The sequence below is a fragment of the Rhodobacter sp. 24-YEA-8 genome (assembly GCF_900105075.1).
Taxonomy (GTDB): Bacteria; Pseudomonadota; Alphaproteobacteria; order Rhodobacterales; family Rhodobacteraceae; genus Pseudogemmobacter.
The window spans coordinates 1,298,742-1,320,722 of the sequence record NZ_FNSK01000001.1 but is presented as its reverse complement, the minus strand read 5'-3'; the positions used below and the strand labels follow the sequence as shown (position 1 = coordinate 1,320,722).

Below are 21,981 nucleotides of genomic sequence, written 5' to 3'. Positions count from 1 at the left end.
CCGGTTTTAGCCTGAAAACCGCATTCATTGCCGTTTCACGCCGATTTGGTATGCCACAGCCGGGAGTAACTGCTTTGTATTCTCTCCGATCCCTCATTGCCGGGCTGATCCTCGCGCCCCTCTTTGCCCTCTCTGCCCAGGCGCAGGACACAGATGCGCCCGGATCCTCTGATTTCCCGCTGATCCCGCGCTATGAGGGGGCGGTGATCAAATTCTGGGAAACCAGCGCCTATGACGCCTATGCCTTGCCGCTGGGCCCGGTTGGTCTTGCCCCGGATGGCGAACCGGCACCGGAAAAGACCCTGGACCTGGAAGGGAAATTCACCGAGATCCTGTATCGTGGCCCCGAACAACGTTCTGCGCTTGAGGTGTTTCGCAACTATGAGGCCGCGCTTGCCAAAGCCGGGTTCGAGACCCTTTACACCTGCAGCAAGAAAGACTGTGGCCCGCGGTTCCGGCAGCTGATCAATCCCGGTGCGCGGTTCGACGGGCTGATCTACGATGACGAGCGCCGCTATATCGCCGCCAAAATAAGCCGTCCTGAAGGGGACGCCTATCTCGCGCTCTATATCACCAGCTTCGAGCCTGAGAACCGCCCCTATATCTACCTCGCCATCACCGAAATCGCCCCGATGGATGAGAAGATGGTGGTGGTAGAGGCCTCTGAAATTCAGGAAACCATGGCGCGGGATGGCAGGATCGCGATTTATGGCATTCTGTTCGACTTTGATCAGGCCAGTATCCTGCCGGAATCGAAAGATCAGATCGACCAGCTTGCGGCCATGCTCGCGGCGGAACCTGCGCTCTCGGTGCTGATTGTCGGCCATACCGACGGCCAGGGAGCATTTGACTATAACCTCTCGCTGTCGCAACGCCGGGCGCAGTCTGTGGTTGATGCGCTGGTTGCGCTAGGCATTGCGAAGGACCGCCTCACCCCGGCAGGCGCCGGAATGGTCGCCCCTGTCGCCACCAATCGCAGCGATGAGGGGCGCGCGAAAAACCGCCGGGTTGAGATCGTCGAACTGGTCCGGAACTGATCTCTGACAAAGTAAAAGGCCCGCTAAGTGAGCGGGCCTTTTTCACGTCAGCTGTCAGAGCGCGATACGCCGGGTCTCTTCGCGCTGACGCGTCAGCTCTTCAGCGACGAGGAAGGCAAGTTCCAGCGATTGCGAGGCATTGAGGCGGGGATCGCAGGCGGTATGGTAGCGATCCGCCAGGTTCTCATCCGAGACTGCGCGCAGACCGCCGGTGCATTCCGTGACATCCTGACCGGTCATCTCGAAATGGACGCCTGCGGGCACAGTACCCTCGGCCTTATGGATCGAGAAGAACTCCCGCACCTCGCGCAGGACCGAGTCAAAGGGCCGCGTTTTATAGCCCGAGGCCGCCTTGATCGTATTGCCATGCATCGGGTCGCAAGACCAGACGACATTGGCACCTTCCTCCTGCACGGCTTTGATCAGGCGCGGCAGGTGGTCGCCCACCTTGCCCGCCCCAAAGCGCGCGATCAAAGTCAGGCGGCCCGGCTCATTCTCCGGGTTCAGCTTTGCCATCAGAACCCTGAGGTCTTCGGCCGTGGTCGAAGGCCCGCATTTCAGCCCGATCGGATTCAGCACGCCGCGGCAGAATTCGACATGCGCGCCATCGGGCTGCCGGGTGCGATCGCCGATCCAGATCATATGGCCCGACCCCGCCACAGGCTGGCCCGAGATGGAATCGATGCGGCAAAGCGCCTCTTCATATTCCAGCAGCAGCGCCTCGTGGCTGGTGTAGAAATCCACCGCCGACAGCTGATGTGCAGTTTCCGAATTGACCCCCGCGGCGTTCATGAAATCAAGCGCGTCGGAAATGCGCGCGGCCATGGCGCGATACTGCTCGGCCTTGTCATGTTCGGCAAAGCCCAACGTCCAGGAATGCACGCGGTGGATATCGGCAAAACCGCCGGTCGAAAACGCCCGAAGCAGGTTCAAAGACGCCGCCGCCTGGGTATAGGCCTGCAGCATGCGGTTCGGATCGGGCGTCCTGGCATCAACCGTCGCGTCAAAGCCGTTGATGATGTCACCCTTATAAGATGGCAGTTCGACCCCGTTGATCACCTCAGTCGGAGCCGAACGCGGCTTGGCAAATTGCCCGGCCATCCGGCCCACCTTGATCACCGGTACTTTCGCGCCCCAGGTCAGCACAACCGCCATTTGCAGCATGACGCGGAAAGTGTCGCGGATGTTATCGGCGCTGAATTCTGCAAAGCTTTCGGCGCAGTCGCCGCCTTGCAGGAGGAACGCCTTGCCCTCTGCCGCCAGCGCCAGTTGCTTTTTCAGGCGCCGCGCCTCGCCCGCGAAAACCAGCGGCGGGTATTTCGACAGCTGCGCCTCGGCGGCATTCAGCGCGGTCTGATCCGGATAATCGGGCATCTGGATCCTGGGCAAAGCGCGCCAGTCGGTTTTCGTCCAGCTTCCCTGCATCTTCCTCGCCTCGCCCATAACATTCCTCCGAACGGCTCAACCCGTGCTGACAGCGGTAACAAGGACCGCATATAGGCCCTCCGGGCGCCGGATGCAAAGCCCGCGCCGCAGCCGGCCAGGATCAGGCCGTCGTCAACACCATCCGACAATAACGGCCCGCCCGGGCAGAAATGCCGGGCGGGTGTCGCGTTCAGGTGATCACATCAGGCGAGCTTCGCCCGGTAAAGCCCTGAATATTGGCAATTTCATGTGCGGCGCTAATAACGTTTTCCAGCGCTTCCTGCGGATCCCTGTCAAGCCCCTCGGGCCCGGGCGCAAAGGCTTCAAGGTAAAGCCGCAGCGTTGCCCCCTCAGTACCGGTGCCCGAAAGCCGGTAGACCGCCCTGGTCCCATCGCCGAACTGCACCCGGATGCCCTGCTTTTGCGACATCGAGCCATCAACCGGATCATGATAGGCGAAATCATCGGCGGCGGTTACAGACAGGCCGGCAACCACTTGACCAGGCATGGTTTTCAGATTTTCACGCAGCGTCAGGAACATCTGATCGGCACGCGAGGAATCCACCGCTTCGAAATCATGGCGGGAATAGTAGTTGCGGCCGAACTGCGCGAAATGCGCCTCCAGGATCCCGGCCACGCTTTCCTTGCGAACGGCAAGGATATTCAGCCACATAAGCACAGCCCAAAGCCCGTCTTTCTCGCGTACATGGTCGGATCCGGTGCCGAAACTCTCTTCGCCGCAAAGTGTAACACGGCCCGCATCCAGCAGATTTCCAAAGAATTTCCAGCCTGTGGGGGTCTCATAGGCTTCTATGCCCAGATGTTTCGCCACCCGGTCCACTGCGCCCGAGGTCGGCATCGAGCGCGCAACGCCCTTCAGACCCGCCTTATAGCCCTTTGCCAGATGCGCATTTGCCGCCAGCACCGCCAGACTGTCCGAGGGCGAGACATAGATCCCGCGACCGACCACCATATTGCGGTCGCCATCGCCATCCGAGGCTGCGCCGAAATCGGGCGCATTCTCGCCCATCATTTCATCCATCAGATCCGAGGCCCAGGTCGGGTTCGGGTCAGGATGCATGCCGCCAAAATCCGGCAAAGGCGTTGCATTGACCACGGTTCCGGCAGCAGCTCCGAGCCGTTTTTCAATGATCTCAACGGCATAGGGACCGGTGATCGCAGACATGGAATCCATCCGCATCCGGAAACCGGCACCAAACAGCGCCCGGATCGCGTTGAAATCAAACAGGGTCTCCATCAGATCGGCATAATCGGCGACCGGATCAACGACCTCGACGACCATCTCGCCAAGCTGCCGGAGGCCGGGCGAAGACAGGTCGACATCGGTTGTTTCGAAAATATGGTAGGCGCTGAGGGCACCACTGCGCGCGAACATGGCCTCGGTCACCGATTCCGGCGCGGGGCCACCATTGGGCATGTTGAATTTGACGCCGAAATCCTCATCGGGGCCGCCAGGATTATGGCTGGCGGACATGATGATGCCGCCATCGGTTTTTCTAAGCCGGATCAAATGACTGGCAGCCGGAGTTGACAAAAGTGCACCCTGCCCGATGATCACTTTCGCCGCGCCATTGGCGGCGGCCATCCGCAAGATGACCTGAGCCGCGCGGTCGTTGAAGTAGCGCCCGTCACCGCCCAGGACAAAGGTCTTGCCCTCGGCACCAACCACGTCGAACAGCGCCTGAATGAAATTCTCCAGGTAATGCGGGCCCATGAAAACACGGGTCTTTTTGCGCAACCCGCTGGTGCCGGGCTTCTGGCCCGCAATGGGCGTGGTCGCAACGGTCAGTTTCATCCGCTCTCTCCTCGGGGAATACGGGCGCTTTCAGACGGAAGAGGCTGGAATCATTACCAGAACCGCATTCGCCGGCACCGTATCCGGTGCCGCACCAGCTGTAAGATCCGGGCGCGTGGTGTCAAGCACCAGCTGCCAGCCCTGCTGCGTTTCGGGCAATCTGAGCGGCAAGTCCCCGCCAGGGTTGAAGACCAGAAATAGCGGCCCGGAACCCGGCTCTCCACCCTCCGCTGCCATGCGCAACTCAAGGCAAAGACAGAGAAATTCGGTATCCTGCCAATCCCCCGCCGACGGCTCCTTCCCATCGGCACGGCGCCAGATCACGTCGCGAAACCCATCGGCGCGGATCTTGCCATGAAGGAAGCGATGCTGGCGCAGTTCGGGATGCGCGCGGCGCAATGCGGCGAGGCGACCTACAAAGGCGGTCAGCGCCTGATCCGCCTTGCGCCAGTCGGCCCAGGTAATGGCATTGTCCTGGGCATAGGTGTTGTTATTGCCGCCCTGGCTATGACCGATCTCGTCGCCCATCAGCCACATGGGCACGCCTTGCGACAGGAACAGCGTCGCCAGAAGGTTGCGTTTGCGCAAATCCCGCGCGGCCTGGATCACCGGGTCTGCACTCGGCCCCTCGACGCCCATATTATCGGAATGGTTGTCGGAATGGCCGTCGCGATTGCCCTCGCCATTGGCCTCATTATGTTTTTCACTATAACTGACAAGGTCTTGCAGCGTGAAGCCGTCATGGCTTGTGAGGAAATTCACCGAAGCCGTTGCCTGCCTTCCTGAATGGTCAAACAACCCCGCCGATCCCAGCAGCACCCCGGCCAGGTCAGCCGCCCGCCGGGGCTCGCCGCGCCAGAAGCGACGCACGCCGTCGCGGTAACGGTCATTCCATTCGCTGAAGGGCGGCGGAAAGCCCCCCAGCTGGTAGCCTCCGGGTCCGATATCCCAGGGCTCCGCGATCAGCCTGACCCTGGCCAAAACCGGATCCTGGCGCAGCGCATCCAGAAATCCCGCGCCCGGGTCAAAGCCGCCCGGTTCACGCGCCAGCACCGTTGCAAGGTCAAAGCGGAAGCCGTCGACCAGCCCGGTCTCGACCCAGTAGCGCAAGGAATCCATCACCAGCCGCAACACCATCGGATGCGTCAGATCGAGCGTGTTCCCGGTGCCCGCGTCATTGTCATAATGGCGCCCGCCCGCGAGCCGGTAAAAACTCGCATTGTCGAGACCACGCAGCGAGAGATGCGGGCCATGCTCGTCGCTTTCCGCCGAATGGTTGTAGACAACGTCCAGGATCACCCCGATCCCGGCGCGGTGCAAATGGGTGACCATCTCGCGCCAGGCCACCATCCCCCCCGGGCCGGTATAACGCGGCTCGGGCACGAACCAGTTCAGCGTGTTATAGCCCCAGTAATTTCTCAGCCCTTTCGCGACGAGGAACCGTTCATCGGCGATGGCATGGACCGGCAGGAATTCGACATCTGTCACGCCCGCACGGGTCAGATGGCCGATCACCATATCCGATGCAAAGCCGGCGCAGGTGCCGCGCAGCGCCTCGTCCACTCCCGGATGCAGCATGGTCGCGCCTCGCAGATGCGCCTCGCAGATGACGCTGTCGGCAAGGCTGTGACCGGGCCGGGGATGATCCGGCACCGGCAGCGGCGCGGTCACCACCGATTTCGGGATGAACGCCGCGCTGTCGCGGCTGTCAAAACTGAGATCCCCCGCCGGATCGCCGGTCACATAGCCGAAAACCGCATCATCCCAGAGAAACCGACCATGCAAGCCCCGTGCCCAGGGGTCGATCAGCAGTTTGTTCGGGTTAAAGCGATGCCCTTCTTCCGGCGCCCAGGGGCCATGGGCGCGAAAGCCATAAAGCGCGCCCTCGCCTAGGCCCCCGACATGCAGATGCCAGATATCACCATTGCGTTCGACAAAGGGCAGACGCGCGATTTCGCGGCTCCCATCGGGTGAGAACAAACAAAGCTCGATCGCCGTTGCATTGGCGGAAAAGGTGGCGAAATTGACTCCGGTTGCGGTCAGGCTTGCCCCCATAGGAAAAGGCTGCCCGGCACCGGTGACGAAGTCCGTCACCGCAGCAACCCTTCATAAAGCGCGGCATAAGCGCGAGCAGATCCGGCCCAGCCGTTTTCCTGTTCCATCGCGTTGCGGCGCAGCCGGGCCCAGGTTTTCTGATCCGCATATAGCGCGTTCAGCCGCCGGAGGGCCTGGGTCAGCGCCAGCACATCGGTCGGCCAGAAGGTGATGCCGGTCGCCACGCCCGCATTCAGCGCCGCCGGAGAGGCGGGGATCACGGTATCGGCCAGCCCGCCCACTGCGGCCACGACCGGGATCGTGCCATAGCGCAGCCCATACATCTGCGTCAGCCCGCATGGCTCGAACCGGGAGGGCACCAGGACCGCGTCGCCGCCCTGAAACAGCCGGTGCGACAGGCCCTCATCATAGCCGATCCTGACCGAAACCCGACCCGGCCAGCGCGCCGCAAGCGACAGCATCTGTGCCTCCGCTCCGGCATCGCCCGAGCCAAGCACTGCAAGCCCGCCCCCGCCTTCGATGAAATCCGGCAAGGCGGCCGGCAGCAGATCCACCCCCTTCTGATCGGTCAGCCGCGAGACCAGCACCGCAAGCGGCCCCGGCACCGAGAGCCCGAATTCGGCCTGCAACGCCGCCCGCGCCTCGGCTTTGCCGGACATGGATGTCGCCGAATAAGCGTTCACAATCTCTGCCTCCGGCGACCAGACCCTGGTATCGATCCCGTTCACAATCCCCGAGACCACGGCGCTCCGGGCCGCCAGCACGCCCTGCAACCCCAGCCCGAATTCCGGCCGCATCAGTTCTGCCGCGTAATTCGGCGAGACCGTGGTGATCCTGTCCGCCGTGATCAGCCCGGCCTTCAGCAAAGATAAGCCGCCATAATATTCCAGCGCATCGGCATGGAATTCCGCCGCAGGCAGCCGCAATTCGCCCAGAAGACGTGCCGGCGCATGGCCCTGAAAGGCAATATTATGCACCGTGATCACCGAGGCACAGCCGCCAGACCCGTGATAGGCCAGATAGGCCGGCGCAAGCCCGGTCTGCCAGTCATGCGCGTGCAAAACATCCGGCTTCCAGGCCTTGCCACGGGTCAGCTGGACCCCCTCGCGCGCCACCCGCGCCGCCATCCAGGACAAAGCCGCAAAGCGCTGCGGATTATCGCCCCAGTCACCGCCCGGACCATGATAAGGCCCGCCTTCGCGGTCAAAGAGATGCGGCGCATCCAGCAAGAACAGTGAAAGCCCGCCAGTCTCACCGGCAAAAACCCGGGCCTCGCCGCCAAAAAGCGCCTCTTCGCGCATCACCTCGCGAAAGCCGCCGCCTTTGGCCAGCAGCGCGCGCAACGCCCGATAGGCGGGCAGCATCACCCGCATTTCCCAACCCGCAGGGGCAAGCGCCTCCGGCAGCGCCCCCACCACATCGGCAAGCCCGCCGGTTTTGACCAGAGGCACCGCCTCCGACGCCACTGACAAAACCCGACCGCCCATCTGTGCTTTCCTTTTCATCTGTCCTTAAATATCCCACGGGGGTCCGGGGGTGTGAAACCCCCGGCTCCACCGCTCACATCCCGCGCGCGCGCCGGTCAAGCATCTCCTGCGTTACCAGCACCACACCGCCTTCACTGCGGCGGAACCAGCGCGCGTCCTCCTCGGGATCATGCCCCACGATCAACCCCTCCGGGATCATCACCCCGGAATCAATCACGCAATTTCTGAGTTCCGCATTCCTGCCAATATCCACCCGTGGAAGCGCAACCACATGTTCCAGCACCGAAAAACTATGCGCCCGGCAGCCGGTGAACAGCAGAGAATTCCTGATCTCAGACCCCGAGACGATGCAATCCCCTGAAACCAGAGAAGAGATCGCCTGACCGCGCCGCCCATCCTCGTCATGGATGAATTTCGCCGGCGGCACGATCTCGGCATAGGTCCAGATCGGCCAGTCCCGGTCATAAAGATCCAGCTTGGGCACGAATTCGGTCAGGTCGATATTGGCCTGCCAATAAGCATCCAGCGTGCCCACGTCGCGCCAGTAAGGCTCATCTTCGATGCCGGTCGTCACGCAGCTGTCGGCAAAGCGATGCGCGATAGCTTTGCCGCCCCTGACAATGGCCGGGATAAGGTCATTGCCGAAATCATGGCTGGAATTGCTGTCAACCACATCGCGAAGCAGCAGATCGCGCAAAAACGCCCAGTCAAAAACATAGATCCCCATCGAGGCGAGCGCATGTGCCTCATCCCCGGGGATCCCCGGTGGATCGGCGGGCTTCTCAAGGAAATCGGTGATCCGCATCTGGCCATCGACCGCCATCACACCAAAGGCCGAGGCCTCCGCCCGCGGGACGGTCAGACAGCCTATGGTCACATCGGCCCCGGTATCGACATGCTGTTGCAGCATGATCTCGTAATCCATTTTGTAAATGTGATCCCCGGCAAGGATCACCACATACCGGACATTATAGCTGTCGATGATGTCGATATTCTGCGCCACCGCATCGGCGGTGCCGCGATACCAGTTCACCTCATCCATCCGCTGGCTGGCGGGCAGAACATCGAGATATTCATTGCGCTCGGCGCGGAAAAAGCTCCAGCCGCGCTGGACATGGCGGATCAGGCTATGGGCCTTGTATTGCGTCGCGATCGCCATTTTGCGGATGCCGGAATTCAGCGCATTCGAAAGCGCGAAATCGATGATCCGCTGCTTGCCGCCAAAATAAACCGCCGGTTTCGCGCGCCGGTCGGTCAGCTCTTTCAGCCGCGATCCCCGCCCTCCTGCCAGCACGAAAGCCATGGCCTGGGCCGACAGTCTCTTGTTCACTCTTGCCTTCATATTCCCCTCCCCGGATATGGCGGTTTGTCAGACCGGGCCGCTACTCGATCACTCGTTCCAAAAATACAGATGACAGCGGTGGCAGCGTCACCATGGCCGAAACCGGCTCGCCCTGCGCTGCGATTTCCTCAGTGACCACACTGCCGAGATTGCCGCGATCCTGGCCACCATAGACGGCCGCATCACTGTTGAGCCTTTCGCGCCAGAAGCCATTTCCTGGCAGGCCAAGCCTGACCTGGCGCGCGACCGGGGTCATGTTGCAGGCAACCACGACCGGCGCGTCCCCGGCATCGCCAAAGCGGGCCCAGGCAAAGACCGATGCCTCCGCCTCATCGGCCAAAAGCCAGCGGAACCCCTCGGGCCGCGTGTCATGGCGGTAAAGCGCCGGCGTGTCGCGATAGAGAAAGTTCAGATCCCGCAGCCAGAGCTGCACGCCGCGATGGGCCGGGATCGCCTCCTGATCCCAGTCGAGGCCACGATCATGGTTCCATTCGCGTCCCTGCGCGAAATCCTGGCCCATGAACAACAGTTTCTTGCCCGGATGGCCCCACATGAACCCGTAAAACGCCCGCAGGTTGGCGAATTGTTGTTCACCTTCCCCCGGCATCTTGCCAATCATCGAACCTTTGCCATGCACCACCTCGTCATGGCTGATCGGCAGCACGAAGTTTTCGCTGAAGGCATAGGATGACGCAAAGGTCATCTTATTGTGGTCAAATTGCCGGTAAACCGGATCAAGCTTCATGTAATCCAGGCTGTCATTCATCCAGCCCATGTTCCATTTGAACCCGAACCCCAGACCGCCCTGATCCACAGCACGCGACACGCCGGGAAAGCTGGTGGATTCCTCGGCCGATGTCATCGCCCAGGGGCAATGGGCATAAACGGCGGTGTTCATCGCGCGCAGCATGGCGATGGCCTCGTAATTCTCGCGCCCGCCATCCTTGTTCGGCACCCACTGCCCCGGCGCGCGCGAATAGTCGCGATAGAGCATCGAGGCCACGGCATCCACCCGCAGCCCGTCGGCGCCGTAAACTTCCAGCCAGTAAAGCGCGTTCGAGATCAGATAGTTAGAAACCTCGGCCCGGCCGTAATTATAGATCAGCGTGTTCCAGTCCTGATGGAAGCCTTCCTTCGGGTCCTGGTGTTCATAAAGCGCGGTGCCGTCGAAATGGCCCAGCCCATGCGGATCGGTCGGGAAATGGCCGGGCACCCAGTCCAGGATCACGCCAATGCCGCGCCGATGCGCGGCGGCGATGAAAGCGCGGAATTCGTCGGGCGTACCATGGCGCACGGTTGGGGCGAAAAGCCCGATCGGCTGATAGCCCCAGGATCCGTCGAACGGGTATTCGGAAACCGGCAAAAGCTCGATATGGGTATAGCCCATCCACTCGACATAACCAAGCAACTGTTCGGAAAGCTCAGCCCAGGACAGGATCCGCCCGCCCTCTGCCCGTCGCCATGACGCCGCATGAACCTCATAGATCGAGATCGGCGCATCGACGGAATTCCGCCTTGCCCTGATCTCGGGCCAGGCGCCCTCTTCATGCGCGCCCGGCAGACGGCGCAGGACGCTGGCATTCGCCGGCGGATGTTCCGAGCCAAAACCGACCGGATCGGATTTCAGCGGCAGGATCTGGCCGCCCTGGCCCCGGATCTCGTATTTATAGCTTTCGCGTTCCTTCAGCCCGGGGATGAAAATCTCCCAGATGCCGGTCTGACCACGCTGGCGCATCACATGCCGGCGTCCATCCCAGGTGTTGAAGGCTCCCACAACCGAGACGCGCTCGGCCGAGGGTGCCCAGACCGCGAAATGCGCGCCCTCAACGCTCTCATGGGTGATCAGATGACCGCCAAGCGCCTGCCAGAGCCGCTGATGGCTGCCTTCGCCCAGGAGATATTCGTCAATCTCGCCCAGAACCGGCCCGAACGCGTAGGGGTCGTCGTATTCCCAGGCCCAGCCAGCACCCTCGGCCCGCAGGCGATAACCCGACCAGCCCGGCAAGTCGCAGGTGAAGACCCCAGGAATGCCGGGCCAGGCTCTGGCCCGATACTCGCCGCCCGGTGTTACCACGATCAGACGCGCGGCATCGGGCATGAATGCGGTCAGAACCCAGCGGCCTGCATAGTCATGCAGCCCGAGAACGGAAAAAGGATCGCCGTGACGGCCCTCGGCTATCGCACGGACATCCACATCATCGGGCAGTCCAGCCGCTGTTCCCACTTATGGGCCTTCCCTTCAACCGGCTTACAATGCCGAAGTCACATTCCACACATCTTTCATGTAGCCACGGATTGTCCGGTCTGACGAGAAAAATCCACTGCGCGCGGTGTTTAATGCGGCCATCCGGGTCCAGCGTCCGCGATCTGCGAAAGCGGCATCCACCTGAGATTGCACCGCGTGGTAAGAGGCGAAATCGGACGAGACGAGGAAATAGTCATGGTGCCAGACGCCATGGACGATGCCGTGATAGCGGTCGGGCTGATCGGGTGAAAAACGCCCCTCTGCGATCATCTGCAGCGCGTCCTGCAATTCCTGGCTTGCCTCGATGGCGCGGCGCTCATGTTCGGCCTCTTTGCGCCGTTCGATCACCTCTTCGGCGGTCAGCCCGAAGAGGAAGAAGTTCTCCGCGCCCACCTCCTGCAATATCTCGACATTCGCGCCGTCAAGCGTGCCGATGGTCGGCGCGCCATTCATCATGAATTTCATATTGCCGGTGCCAGAGGCCTCTTTGCCGGCCGTCGAAATCTGTTCCGAAAGATCGGCAGCCGGAACCAGCCATTCCGCCATCGAGACATTGTAATTCGCCGGGTAAACCACTTTCAGGAGATCACCGGTTTTCGGATCATTATTAATGACTTCTGCGGTGTCATTGATAAGCCGGATGATCTCTTTCGCCACCGCGTAGCCGGGCGCGGCCTTGCCACCGAATATCTTGACCCGCGGCACGGGATTGGCGATCTGCCCGTTCCTGAGCTTGTTCCAATGCGCGATGGTTTCCAGAATGTTCAGAAGCTGGCGCTTATATTCATGGATCCGCTTGACCTGGACGTCGAACATCGCATCCGGTGAGACCTTGATCCCGTAGGCCTCGCCGATCCGGTTCGAGACGCGGATCTTATTGATACGCTTGGCCTCGTGGAAGGCCTCGCAAAACCCGGCATCCCCGACATGCGGCTCAAGCCCCTTCAGCCGGTCGAGATCATCCTCCCAGCCCTCGCCAATGGTTTCTGTGATCAGTGCCGCCAGCGGGCGATTGCACATTTTCAGCCAGCGACGCGGGGTTACACCATTGGTTTCATTGATGATCCGCCCCGGATGCAAGATGTTCAGCTCTGAGAAGAGGTTCTTCTTCACCAGGTCCGAATGCAGCGCCGAAACCCCGTTCACTTTATGCGACGTGATAAAGGCCAGCTCGCCCATCCGGACCTCGTGATGCTTCACGATGCCAACATAATGCGGCGGATTATAGGTCTCGCGGTGCCAGGCATCGATGCGCTCGACAATCTGCATATGGCGCGGCAGCACATTCCCAAAGGTGAATGTCGCCCAACGCTCCAGCGCTTCGGGAAGCAGCGTGTGGTTCGTATAGCCCAGACAGCCCTGCGCCGTTTCCAGCGCATCGGCGAAATCCATCCCGTGTTCGTCGGTCAAAAGCCGGATGAGCTCTGGCCCCGCAATCGCAGGATGGGTGTCATTCATCTGGATCGCCACATGTTTCGGCAGATCTCGCAGATTGCTGTTGGCGGTGAGAAAACGGCGGATGATGTCCTGAAGCGCGGCAGAGGTCAGCAGGAACTCCTGTTTCAGCCTGAGTTCTTTGCCCTGATAGGTGGTGTCATCGGGATAAAGGACGCGGGACAGCGTGCGCGCCAGCGCCTCGGGTTCGGCGGCGGCCGCGTAATCGCCGCGATTGAAACGTTCGAGATCGAATTGCGTTGTCGGTTTCGCCGCCCAAAGCCGCAGCGTATTGGCCCATTTGCCCTGCCAGCCGATCACCGGCGTATCATATGCCTCGGCCAGTACGGTCTCGCCCGGGGTCCATATCTGTCTGCCGTCTTTCCTGGCGACCTCGCCCTTGAAGCCGATCAGATAGGCGCTTTCGGGGCGTGGGAATTCCCAGGGGTGGGCCTGGCTCAGCCAGTCTTCCGGCGTCTCGACCTGGCGTCCGCCCTCGAAGATCTGGCGGAAAAGACCATGCTCATAGCGGATTCCATAGCCGTAAGCCGGGCACCCCACCGTTGCCATCGATTCCATGAAACATGCCGCAAGCCGCCCGAGCCCGCCATTCCCGAGCGCGGCATCCGGCTCGTTCCCGATCAGCGCGCGCAGATCCATCCCCACCGCCGACATCGCCTGATCGGCCTTGTCATAAAGCCCGAGATTGGTGATCGCATCTTCCAGGAGCCGCCCGATCAGAAACTCCATCGACAGGTAGCAGACACGCTTATGCCCTGTGGCCCAGGTCTTTCTGGTCGATTTGAACCAGGGCTCAACAATCCGGTCCCTGACGGCGTAAGACAGGGCCATCCGCCAGTCATAGAGGCTCGCATTGGCGCCATCTTTGCCCAGGGTGAATGTCAGATGCCGCAAGATGTCGGTCGAGAGGTCACCGGGCAGGAGTTCGCTGAAGGAATGGCTGGAGTCGGTCACCTGGGAACACCTGTCTCGCTAACGGTTACGACCCATATGAACAGGCGGCGCGGATCAAGCGCAATGCTGCATCTGCATATTGCGCCATATCCGCCCCTCCCTGGCCTGAAAAAGCGCCACGGAAAAAGGCATATCTGATCTATGTCATGGCGCGACCCGGTCCCGGGCCCGGAAAACATGGGTATTCATCATCCAGGAGACCCGGGAATGCATCTGACCACGCGCACGAGCCTCGCCATGAAGACCCTGATGTTTTGTGCCGTGAATCCCGGCCGGATCGTCCGGCGGACCGAGATTGCCCAGGCCTGCAATGCCTCGGAGAACCATCTCGCCCAGGTCATTTATCTGCTGGCGCAGCAGGGTTTCCTGAAAACCATTCGCGGACGTTCCGGCGGGCTGACACTGGCGCGCCCGCCCGAAGAGGTGACGGTCGGCGAGGTGTTTCGCAAATTCGAACGCGTGCTGGCCTTCAGCGATTGCATCGGCCCGGAAAAGGGCGACTGCCCGCTGGCCGGAAACTGCCGGCTGACCTGTGTGCTCAACGGGGCGCTGGATGCGTTTTACGCAAGGCTTGACGCCACGCGGCTGTCTGACCTTGTGGATGGCAATGACGCCCTCGCCCGCCAGCTGCGTGTCGCCTGAGGCATCACGGTGCGGGCGCCGTCGCTCAGCTGGCTTTTGCGACCACGCCGATATCGCGCAGCGCCTGATCCAGCGCCAGATTGCGGCCGCTGTCGGAATTGCGCGTCTCTTTGCAGATTGCATCAAACCGTTTGCGCAGGGCCTTTTTCTCTTCGCCCTTACAATCATTCCAGGGCCGCCCCTGCAGGCCCATCACGATGACATAATAGCCGATGAAATGCGGTCTGCTGCCTGAAAGCAGCAGCCGGCGATAGCCCTCATCAGCCCCCAGTGCCCGCAGCTCGCCGGCGCTGAGGATCCCGGCACGCGCGAAGGCGGCCTCGGTCGCCGGCCCAAGATTTGGAATCGACGAGACGGCGTCCTCCTGAGGACCGGACTGATCAGGCTGTGGCTGTGTCATGGTGCAAGTTTCGCAGCCCCGACGGCGGGCTGCAAGCCCCGCCTCTGATCCCGGCCTGGGCAAACCGCTCTGCCCGACCCGCGCGCCCGGAATACACGCCCGGAATGCACGCGTTGGCAGCGCATCAGTGAAACGCAAAAGGGCCGGCCTCCGGGGCCGACCCTGTTCTTTGTTCCGACGCTCCGACCAGGGGTCATCCCACCGGTCAGCCGTATGGGCTCAGATCGAAGCCCAGTCCGTGAAAATCGTTTTTCCGCCCTGCTGCTGCTGCGGGGTGCTGCCCTGCTGCTGTTGCTGCTGGGGTGCGGGGGATTGGCTTCCACCCTGCTGAGGTTGTTGTTTCGTCGCCATTTTACTGCTCCACGAGGTAAAAAGCAGCGATGCTGCTCTGAAACCTCATTTGCGCTTTCGCGAAACACTATACAAGTGGGTGATTCGGCACCAATCCGTCGTGAATGTTCACATGTGCGGCATTCGCCACAGTCCGTGCCGCTCAGAAGGGCAAAATGACGAGAAACTGCGCGGCTGACGCCCCCTAAACGGCGCCAGCCAGGTCAGCACCGGCTCAGGCAAGCACCGTCGCCGGAAAGCCTGCCTCATCCAGCGCCGCCACAGCCGCACCGGCATCCGCGCCCTCAACCGTCACCTCGCGCTGGGCCAGATCGACCGCAACGCTTTGCGCAATCGGCTTCAGCGCCGCCTCCACCGAGGCTTTGCAATGGCCGCAATTCATATCGGGAACCGAAAGTCTGATCATCGTGATCTCCTGTCTTTCACCGTGATATGCGCCTTCCCGCAGGGGTAAGGTCAAGCCCTGCGATGGCACAAACCAGCCATGCAAAAGCCGCATGACATTTTCCCGGCCAGGGGTCTTGACCTTCCTGTGACCGGAAGCCTCATATGTCTTACCCGAAAGGGATCATTCCATGACCAGTACTCTGACACCCCCGCACCATACTGCAGCAGACCAGGCCAGCCTCGCCCGACTTCAGCTGGAGGGCATGACCTGCGCCTCCTGCACCGGTCGCGTGGAGCGCGCGCTGAAAGCCGTGCCTGGCGTCGAGGAGGCCAGCGCCAATTTCGCCACTGGCGAGGCGCAGGTGCGCTATCACGCCCCGGCCGATCCGCAAGCGCTTGCCGCCAGCGTCGCGAAAATCGGCTATCCGGTCAAGCCCGTGACGGTCGAGCTTTCGGTCGAGGGCATGACCTGCGCCTCCTGTACCGGACGGGTGGAGCGGGTGCTGAAGGCGCAGCCGGGCGTGATCTCGGCCACAGCCAATCTGGCGACACGGCGCGCGACAGTCGAACTGTGGCAAACATCGGATCCGGCCGCCCTTGCCAATGCGGTCACCAAAGCGGGCTATAAGACGGTGCCGCTGGCGACCGCGCCCCCTGCGGATCCGGGACGTGATGAACGGATCCTGTGGCGCGATACGCTGATCGCGGCGGTGCTCACCCTGCCCGTCTTTGTGACCGAGATGGGCGGCCATCTGATCCCGTCCTTCCACCATTGGCTGCATATGGCTTTTGGCACCACCCAGATCTGGCTGATGCAATTCGTGCTGGCGAGCCTGGTTCTGGCATTCCCCGGCAGGCGGTTCTTCGTCAAAGGCATCCCGGCGCTGTTGCGGGCCGCCCCCGATATGAACAGTCTCGTGGCGCTTGGCACACTGGCGGCCTGGTCCTACTCGGCGCTGGTTCTGGCCCTGCCCGGGCTGTTTCCCGAAAGCGCCCGCGCCGTCTATTTCGAGGCCGCCGCCGTGATCGTGGCGCTGATCCTTGCCGGTCGTGCGATGGAGGCGCGGGCACGTGGTCGTGCCGGTGCCGCCATTGCCGGCCTGATCGGCCTGCAGCCGAAAACTGCGCGGCTTGAAGACGGGACCGATATCGCGGTCGCGGATCTCACCCCCGGAATGCGGGTTGCGCTGCGCGCCGGAGAACGGGTGCCGGTCGACGGGCGGGTGATCTCGGGCATGTCTGCGGTGGATGAAAGCATGCTCACCGGCGAGCCGTTGCCGGTGGCCAAAACGGCTGACGACCGCGTGACCGGCGGCACCGTCAACGGCAATGGGGCATTGGTGATCGAGGTCTCGGCGGTGGGGGCAGATACGGTTCTGGCCCGTATCACCGCCATGGTCGAAGAAGCCCAGGGCTCGAAACTGCCGGTCGAGGCGCTGATCGACCGCGTGACCATGTGGTTTGTGCCGGCGGTTCTGGGTGTGGCGGCAGTGACCGTTGGGCTTTGGCTTGCGCTGACCGGCGATGTGGCCCGGGCGCTGGTCGCCGGAGTCTCTGTCCTGATCATCGCCTGCCCCTGTGCGATGGGTCTCGCCACCCCGGTTTCGATCCTGGTCGGCACGGGTCGTGCGGCGCAGATGGGTGTGTTGTTCCGGCGCGGCGAGGCGCTGCAACGGCTTTCCGATCAGAGGCGTATCAGCTTTGATAAAACCGGAACCCTGACCGAGGGCCGCCCGCATGTGGTCGGGATCGAGGGGGACGCGACCCTCCTGCCCCTTGCGGCGGCGGTCGAGCGTGGCTCGGAACATCCGCTGGCCAATGCGATCCTCGCCGCCGCCGGAGGTGACATCCCGGACGCGCGCGACTTCTCCACCCGCCCCGGCTACGGCGCCGAGGCCCTTGTCGGGGAAAGCCGCATCGCCGTCGGTGCCGCACGGATGTTTGACCATATCCCCGAGGCACTGGTGGCCAGTGCCGAGGCAGCCGCTGCACGTGGCGAAAGCCTGGTCTTTGTCGCAAAAGACGGCGAGGTGGCCGGGTTGATCCGGGTGGCGGATCAGCTGAAACCCGGCTCGGCCCGCGCCATTGCGGCGCTGAAAGAGATGGGCGTGACGCCGGCGATGATCTCGGGCGATACCGAAGCAGCCGCGCGCCATGTCGCCGCCCGGCTTGGCATCGAAGAGGTCCATGCCGGCGTGTTGCCGGAAGGCAAGCAAGAGATCGTCAGCCGGATCGGCGGCGCATTTGTCGGCGATGGCATCAATGACGCACCGGCGCTGGCGGCGGCCGGGGTCGGGATCTCGATGGGATCGGGCAGCGATGTGGCGATCGAGGCGGGCGATGTCGTGCTGATGCGGGGTGATCCGCTGGCAGTGGCTTCGGCGCTGCGGCTCAGCCGCGCGGTGATGAAGAATATCCGCGAGAACCTGATCTGGGCTTTCGGCTATAATACCGCGCTGATCCCGGTGGCCGCGGGCGTACTGGTGCCCTTTGGCGGCCCGCAGCTGTCGCCGATGCTGGCGGCGGGGGCGATGGCTTTATCCTCGATCTTCGTGCTGACCAATGCGCTGAGATTGCGCTTTGTGAGGGCTGTGCAATGAACATCAAAGACGTGGCCGCGCGCGCCGGCCTGCCCGCAAAAACCATCCGCTATTACGAGGAGATCGGCCTGATCCGCCCCTTGCGCGCCGCCAATGGCTACCGCGCATTTCGCGAGAGCGACCTGCACAAACTCGCCTTTCTCGGCCGCGCGCGCTCGCTTGGCTTTACCATCGGGGAATGCCGGGCGCTGATGGCCCTTTATGAGGATCAGTCGCGGGCGAGCGCCGATGTCAAAGCGCTGGCGCAAAGCCATCTCACCCAGATTGCGGCGAAAATCAAAGAGCTGAAGGCGATGCAGGCAACGCTTACAGACCTTGTCAGCGCCTGCGCCGGTGATCATCGGCCCGATTGCCCGATCCTCGCGGGGCTGGCTTCAGACAGTCCATCCGGCAAAGACTGCTGCGCCTGAGCAAAAAAGCGCGCCCCTGAACCAGAGGCGCGCTCAAATTCCTGAGCAGGAATTTGTGCCGAAATCTGAATTCAGATTTCGGCTCCTGTTCAACCGGCGGCTCAGCCGACCAGTTCAAGACCCGAGAAGAAGAAGGCGATCTCGCGGGCAGCCGATTCCGGGCTGTCCGAGCCGTGAACCGAGTTTTCGCCTTTCGACAGCGCGAATTCCTTGCGGATGGTGCCCTCTGCAGCCGCAGCCGGATCGGTCGCGCCCATGACTTCGCGGTTTTTCGCGATCGCGCCTTCACCTTCCAGCACCTGCAGAACCACCGGCTCCGAGATCATGAAGGAGACGAGTTCGCCATAGAAGGGGCGGTCACGGTGCTCGCCGTAGAACTCACCAGCCTGAGCGGCGGTCAGCTGCACGCGCTTCGATGCGACGACGCGCAGGCCGGCCTCTTCGAATTTCGCGACGATCTTGCCGGTCAGGTTGCGTTTGGTGGCATCGGGTTTGATGATCGAGAAGGTGCGCTCAAGGGCCATGGGGCTCTCCAAATTCTGGGGGGCCACAGATGCGGCCCGTGTGTGGGCGCGCTGCTAGCATGGGAATGTATCAAAGGAAAGTGGGGCTTGCGCAGTGGCAAGGCGCGCCGGACGATTTTCAGGAAACGCCGCGACATCTTCGCCGAAATCCCGGCCAGAGCCCGGATCGGCCCGGACTGCGCCTTGTCGCTCTCGGCATTTACCACCGGTGAGGCGTACAAGCTGAAGCCGGGGCTCAGCAAAAGCGGGCGGGACGCCGCGTCAGTCCTTCAAAATCTCGGCCAGGCGCGCCTCTTCTTCGGCGCTCAGCGGCACTGGTGGAGCGGGCACCGCAGCCTGGCGCTTGCGGCGCGCCAGCCATATCCCGCCCCCCGCAGCCAGCAGCGCCACCGGCCCCGAGAGCCACAAAATCCAGTTCCATCCCGATGCGCGCGGGTTGAACAGCACGAATTCGCCATAGCGCGCCACCACAAAGTCGATGACCTCGTCATTGCTGTCGCCCGCCACCAGCCGCTCGCGAATGATCAGCCGCAGATCCCGGCTGATCGGCGCAGTGGAATCGTCAATGGTCTCGCCCTGGCAGACCGGACAGCGGATCTCGCGGCTGATCATGCGGGCCCGGGTTTCAAGGCCGGGATCCGCCAGGATCTCATCGGGCTGTACCGCCAGAACGGGGCCCGCAAGCAGCATCAGCGCCGCGATGAAAAACGCCTTAAGCCTCATTCCGCCGGCACCTTTGCACCTTTGGGCGCGGCCTTCGCCCCGCTCGCAGCCACCCGGTAACGCCGGTCGGTCAGGCTGATCAGCCCGCCAAGCGCCATCATCAGGCATCCGCCCCAAAGCCAGTTGGCAAAGGGTTCGATATAGGCACGTACCGCCCAGCCGCCGCCCTCCTGCGGATCGCCGATCACCAGGTAGATGTCGCGCAACCAGCCGTAATCAATCCCGGCCTCGGTCGTCGGCATCCCCTGCACCGGATAGGTCCGTTTTTCCGGGTAAAGCACCACAACCCGCGCGCCGCCCCTCGTCACCACCATTTCGGCCATGGTCGAGATGTAATTCGGGCCACGCACCTCGCGCACATTGGCCAGCTGCACATCATAAGGGCCAAGGCGGAAACTCTCGCCCTCCCGGACGACACTGATCTCCTCAACCTTCCAGGCCAAGAGGGCCGAGACGGCGAAAACCGTAACGCCCATCCCGGCATGGGCCACGACCTTGCCCCATTCCGAGCGCGGCAGTCGCATCAGACGCCCAAGCCGGTCCCCCCCACGCCCGCTGCGCCCCCAAAGATCGGTCAATGCGCCAAAGACCACCCAGGAGCCAAGCATCACGCCCAAAGGCCCGAGCGCCGAGCGCCCGGTCTGCACCGCCCAGATAAGCCCCAGCACTGCAAGCGCCAGCATCAGAAGCGGGAGTCGCGCCCGGAACCGCGCGGGGATCTGTTTCCAGACGGTGGCAAGCCCTGCGCCCGCCCCCACCAGCGCCACAGCCGCGATCATCCCATGGCCCGCCAGCAGCGCAAGCGACAGAACTGCAACCCCGGCTGCCGCCAGCGCTGCCGGCCCGAGATCAGTCGTAACCCGGCCGGAATCGCCGCGCTTCCAGGCCAGCATGGCGCCAAAGGGCAGGATCAGCGCCAGCGCCACAAAGAACGGCGTGAAAGCGGCATTGAAGAATGGCTCGCCCACCGACATCACACGGCCGAGCACCAGTTCGGCGAACAGTGGCCACATGGTGCCGACAAAGACCACGAAAGCCGCCACCGCGAGCAGGATATTATTCGCCACCAGCGCGCTTTCACGCGAGACGATGCCGAAGACGCCCTTCGCCTCCATCGCGCCGGCGCGGGCGGCGAACAGCACCAGACCACCGCCGGTGAAAAAGCCAAGGATGGCCAGGATGAACACGCCGCGCTCGGGGTCCGAGGCAAAGCTGTGTACGCTGGTGATCACCCCCGAACGCACGATGAAGGTACCGATCAGCGAAAACCCGAAGGCGAGGATCGCAAGAAGGATGGTCCAGGCTTTCAGGCTTTCGCGCTTTTCCACCACGATGGCGGAATGCAACAGTGCGGCGGCGAGGAGCCAGGGCATGAAACTGGCATTTTCGACCGGATCCCAGAACCAGAACCCGCCCCAGCCAAGCTCGTAATAGGCCCACCAGGACCCGAGCGCGATGCCAATGGTCAGGAAAACCCAGGCGGCCAGCGTCCAGGGCCGCACCCACCGCGCCCAGGCCGCATCGACCCTGCCCCCGATCAGCGCCGCGATGGCAAAGCTGAAAGACATCGAAAGCCCGACATAGCCGAGATACAGAAACGGCGGATGGAAGGCGAGACCGGGATCCTGAAGCAACGGGTTCAGATCACGCCCGTCCATCGGCGCCTCGACCATCCTGATAAACGGGTTCGAGGTCAGGATCATGAAGGCAAGAAACGCCACCCCGATCGAGCCCTGGACCCCGATGACGCGGGCGCGCAGCCGCTCGGGCAGGCCGGCGCCGAACCAGGCAGCCGAGGCCCCGAACAGCGCGAGGATCAGCGTCCACAAAAGGAGCGAGCCCTCATGGTTCCCCCAGGTGCCTGAAACCTTGTAAAGCATCGGCTTCAGAGAATGCGAATTCGACACCACCAGCGCCACCGAGAAATCCGAGGTGACAAAGGCATGGATCAACACCGCAAAGGCAAAGCCGACCAGCGCGAATTGCACCACCGCCGCAGGTCCGGCCAGCGCCATAAGCATATGATTGCCCCGATGCGCGCCCCAAAGCGGCAGAATCGTCTGTATCAGCGCCACCATCAGCGCCAGGATCAGGGCAAAATGCCCCAGCTCGATCAACATCTGGCTGT

The 21,981-nt window shown here is 62.5% G+C and carries 17 protein-coding genes; 4 read left to right on the top strand and 13 right to left on the bottom strand.

Annotated elements, in window-relative coordinates; all coding sequences use genetic code 11:
- The first annotated feature begins 74 nt into the window (after nucleotides 1-74).
- Nucleotides 75-1,037, top strand: coding sequence for an OmpA family protein (locus BLW25_RS06670; protein ID WP_171909499.1), 963 nt, complete (start codon nucleotides 75-77; stop codon nucleotides 1,035-1,037).
- Between the two features lie 54 nt (nucleotides 1,038-1,091).
- Here the strand turns inward: BLW25_RS06670 and BLW25_RS06665 are convergent, their stop codons facing one another.
- The 7 genes from BLW25_RS06665 to BLW25_RS06635 all read right to left on the bottom strand — a co-directional run bounded on the left by BLW25_RS06665 (nucleotide 1,092) and on the right by BLW25_RS06635 (nucleotide 13,816).
- Complete coding sequence (locus tag BLW25_RS06665) at nucleotides 1,092-2,462, bottom strand: class II 3-deoxy-7-phosphoheptulonate synthase (RefSeq protein ID WP_092901656.1); 1,371 nt, start codon at nucleotides 2,460-2,462, stop codon at nucleotides 1,092-1,094.
- Nucleotides 2,463-2,652: 190 nt separating this feature from the next.
- Nucleotides 2,653-4,278, bottom strand: a complete 1,626-nt coding sequence (locus BLW25_RS06660; protein ID WP_092897515.1) for an alpha-D-glucose phosphate-specific phosphoglucomutase — start codon at nucleotides 4,276-4,278, stop codon at nucleotides 2,653-2,655.
- Nucleotides 4,279-4,308: 30 nt separating this feature from the next.
- Nucleotides 4,309-6,372 (bottom strand): glycogen debranching protein GlgX, encoded by a 2,064-nt coding sequence (gene glgX / locus BLW25_RS06655; RefSeq protein WP_290438667.1) that lies wholly within the window; start codon nucleotides 6,370-6,372, stop codon nucleotides 4,309-4,311.
- Nucleotides 6,369-7,838: a glycogen synthase GlgA gene (glgA, locus tag BLW25_RS06650; RefSeq protein WP_092897511.1), complete on the bottom strand. Its 1,470-nt coding sequence runs from the start codon at nucleotides 7,836-7,838 to the stop codon at nucleotides 6,369-6,371. Before glgA ends, glgX begins: the two co-directional genes overlap by 4 nt.
- 55 nt (nucleotides 7,839-7,893) lie before the next feature.
- Complete coding sequence (gene glgC, locus BLW25_RS06645; protein ID WP_092897510.1) at nucleotides 7,894-9,162, bottom strand: glucose-1-phosphate adenylyltransferase; 1,269 nt, start codon at nucleotides 9,160-9,162, stop codon at nucleotides 7,894-7,896.
- A 40-nt stretch (nucleotides 9,163-9,202) separates the two neighbouring features.
- Nucleotides 9,203-11,386: a 1,4-alpha-glucan branching protein GlgB gene (gene glgB, locus BLW25_RS06640; protein ID WP_253188255.1), complete on the bottom strand. Its 2,184-nt coding sequence runs from the start codon at nucleotides 11,384-11,386 to the stop codon at nucleotides 9,203-9,205.
- Between the two features lie 24 nt (nucleotides 11,387-11,410).
- The gene (locus tag BLW25_RS06635; RefSeq protein ID WP_253188254.1) at nucleotides 11,411-13,816 is read right to left on the bottom strand and encodes a glycogen/starch/alpha-glucan phosphorylase; all 2,406 of its coding nucleotides are present in this window, start codon (nucleotides 13,814-13,816) and stop codon (nucleotides 11,411-11,413) included.
- A 207-nt stretch (nucleotides 13,817-14,023) separates the two neighbouring features.
- On the opposite strand from BLW25_RS06635, the gene BLW25_RS06630 reads away from it, so the two are divergent.
- Nucleotides 14,024-14,458 carry an RrF2 family transcriptional regulator gene (locus BLW25_RS06630; protein ID WP_092897508.1) on the top strand — a complete coding sequence of 145 codons (435 nt, stop codon included), beginning with the start codon at nucleotides 14,024-14,026 and terminating at the stop codon, nucleotides 14,456-14,458.
- Between the two features lie 25 nt (nucleotides 14,459-14,483).
- On the opposite strand, the gene BLW25_RS06625 is transcribed toward BLW25_RS06630, so the two are convergent.
- From BLW25_RS06625 to BLW25_RS06620, 3 genes are all read right to left on the bottom strand, one after another.
- Nucleotides 14,484-14,858, bottom strand: coding sequence for a TfoX/Sxy family DNA transformation protein (locus tag BLW25_RS06625; RefSeq protein ID WP_092897506.1), 375 nt, complete (start codon nucleotides 14,856-14,858; stop codon nucleotides 14,484-14,486).
- Nucleotides 14,859-15,077: 219 nt separating this feature from the next.
- A complete protein-coding gene (locus BLW25_RS25215) occupies nucleotides 15,078-15,209 on the bottom strand; it encodes a hypothetical protein (RefSeq protein ID WP_283258266.1) in 132 nt (43 codons plus the stop codon).
- A gap of 214 nt (nucleotides 15,210-15,423) precedes the next feature.
- Nucleotides 15,424-15,615 (bottom strand): heavy-metal-associated domain-containing protein, encoded by a 192-nt coding sequence (locus BLW25_RS06620; protein ID WP_171909498.1) that lies wholly within the window; start codon nucleotides 15,613-15,615, stop codon nucleotides 15,424-15,426.
- Between the two features lie 169 nt (nucleotides 15,616-15,784).
- Here BLW25_RS06620 and BLW25_RS06615 point away from each other — a divergent pair, with 169 nt between their 5' ends.
- Nucleotides 15,785-18,196 (top strand): heavy metal translocating P-type ATPase, encoded by a 2,412-nt coding sequence (locus BLW25_RS06615; RefSeq protein ID WP_092897504.1) that lies wholly within the window; start codon nucleotides 15,785-15,787, stop codon nucleotides 18,194-18,196.
- Nucleotides 18,193-18,606 (top strand): Cu(I)-responsive transcriptional regulator, encoded by a 414-nt coding sequence (gene cueR / locus BLW25_RS06610; RefSeq protein WP_092897502.1) that lies wholly within the window; start codon nucleotides 18,193-18,195, stop codon nucleotides 18,604-18,606. Before BLW25_RS06615 ends, cueR begins: the two co-directional genes overlap by 4 nt.
- A 101-nt stretch (nucleotides 18,607-18,707) precedes the next feature.
- Here the strand turns inward: cueR and ndk are convergent, their stop codons facing one another.
- The 3 genes from ndk to BLW25_RS06595 form a co-directional block, all read right to left on the bottom strand.
- Nucleotides 18,708-19,130: a nucleoside-diphosphate kinase gene (gene ndk / locus BLW25_RS06605; RefSeq protein WP_092897500.1), complete on the bottom strand. Its 423-nt coding sequence runs from the start codon at nucleotides 19,128-19,130 to the stop codon at nucleotides 18,708-18,710.
- Between the two features lie 261 nt (nucleotides 19,131-19,391).
- Nucleotides 19,392-19,853 carry a cytochrome c-type biogenesis protein gene (locus tag BLW25_RS06600; RefSeq protein ID WP_092897498.1) on the bottom strand — a complete coding sequence of 154 codons (462 nt, stop codon included), beginning with the start codon at nucleotides 19,851-19,853 and terminating at the stop codon, nucleotides 19,392-19,394.
- Nucleotides 19,850-21,973, bottom strand: coding sequence for a heme lyase CcmF/NrfE family subunit (locus BLW25_RS06595; protein ID WP_092897496.1), 2,124 nt, complete (start codon nucleotides 21,971-21,973; stop codon nucleotides 19,850-19,852). Before BLW25_RS06595 ends, BLW25_RS06600 begins: the two co-directional genes overlap by 4 nt.
- Nucleotides 21,974-21,981: the final 8 nt, after the last annotated feature.

Coding starts and splice junctions, on each gene's coding strand:
- glgC (WP_092897510.1), bottom strand. CDS start 9,162: ATGAAGGCAAGAGTGAACAAGAGACTGTCGGCCCAGGCCATGGCTTTC.
- cueR (WP_092897502.1), top strand. CDS start 18,193: ATGAACATCAAAGACGTGGCCGCGCGCGCCGGCCTGCCCGCAAAAACC.
- ndk (WP_092897500.1), bottom strand. CDS start 19,130: ATGGCCCTTGAGCGCACCTTCTCGATCATCAAACCCGATGCCACCAAA.
- BLW25_RS06665 (WP_092901656.1), bottom strand. CDS start 2,462: ATGCAGGGAAGCTGGACGAAAACCGACTGGCGCGCTTTGCCCAGGATC.
- BLW25_RS06595 (WP_092897496.1), bottom strand. CDS start 21,973: ATGTTGATCGAGCTGGGGCATTTTGCCCTGATCCTGGCGCTGATGGTG.
- BLW25_RS06660 (WP_092897515.1), bottom strand. CDS start 4,278: ATGAAACTGACCGTTGCGACCACGCCCATTGCGGGCCAGAAGCCCGGC.
- BLW25_RS25215 (WP_283258266.1), bottom strand. CDS start 15,209: ATGGCGACGAAACAACAACCTCAGCAGGGTGGAAGCCAATCCCCCGCA.
- BLW25_RS06600 (WP_092897498.1), bottom strand. CDS start 19,853: ATGAGGCTTAAGGCGTTTTTCATCGCGGCGCTGATGCTGCTTGCGGGC.
- glgA (WP_092897511.1), bottom strand. CDS start 7,838: ATGAAAAGGAAAGCACAGATGGGCGGTCGGGTTTTGTCAGTGGCGTCG.
- BLW25_RS06630 (WP_092897508.1), top strand. CDS start 14,024: ATGCATCTGACCACGCGCACGAGCCTCGCCATGAAGACCCTGATGTTT.
- BLW25_RS06615 (WP_092897504.1), top strand. CDS start 15,785: ATGACCAGTACTCTGACACCCCCGCACCATACTGCAGCAGACCAGGCC.
- BLW25_RS06625 (WP_092897506.1), bottom strand. CDS start 14,858: ATGACACAGCCACAGCCTGATCAGTCCGGTCCTCAGGAGGACGCCGTC.
- BLW25_RS06620 (WP_171909498.1), bottom strand. CDS start 15,615: ATGATCAGACTTTCGGTTCCCGATATGAATTGCGGCCATTGCAAAGCC.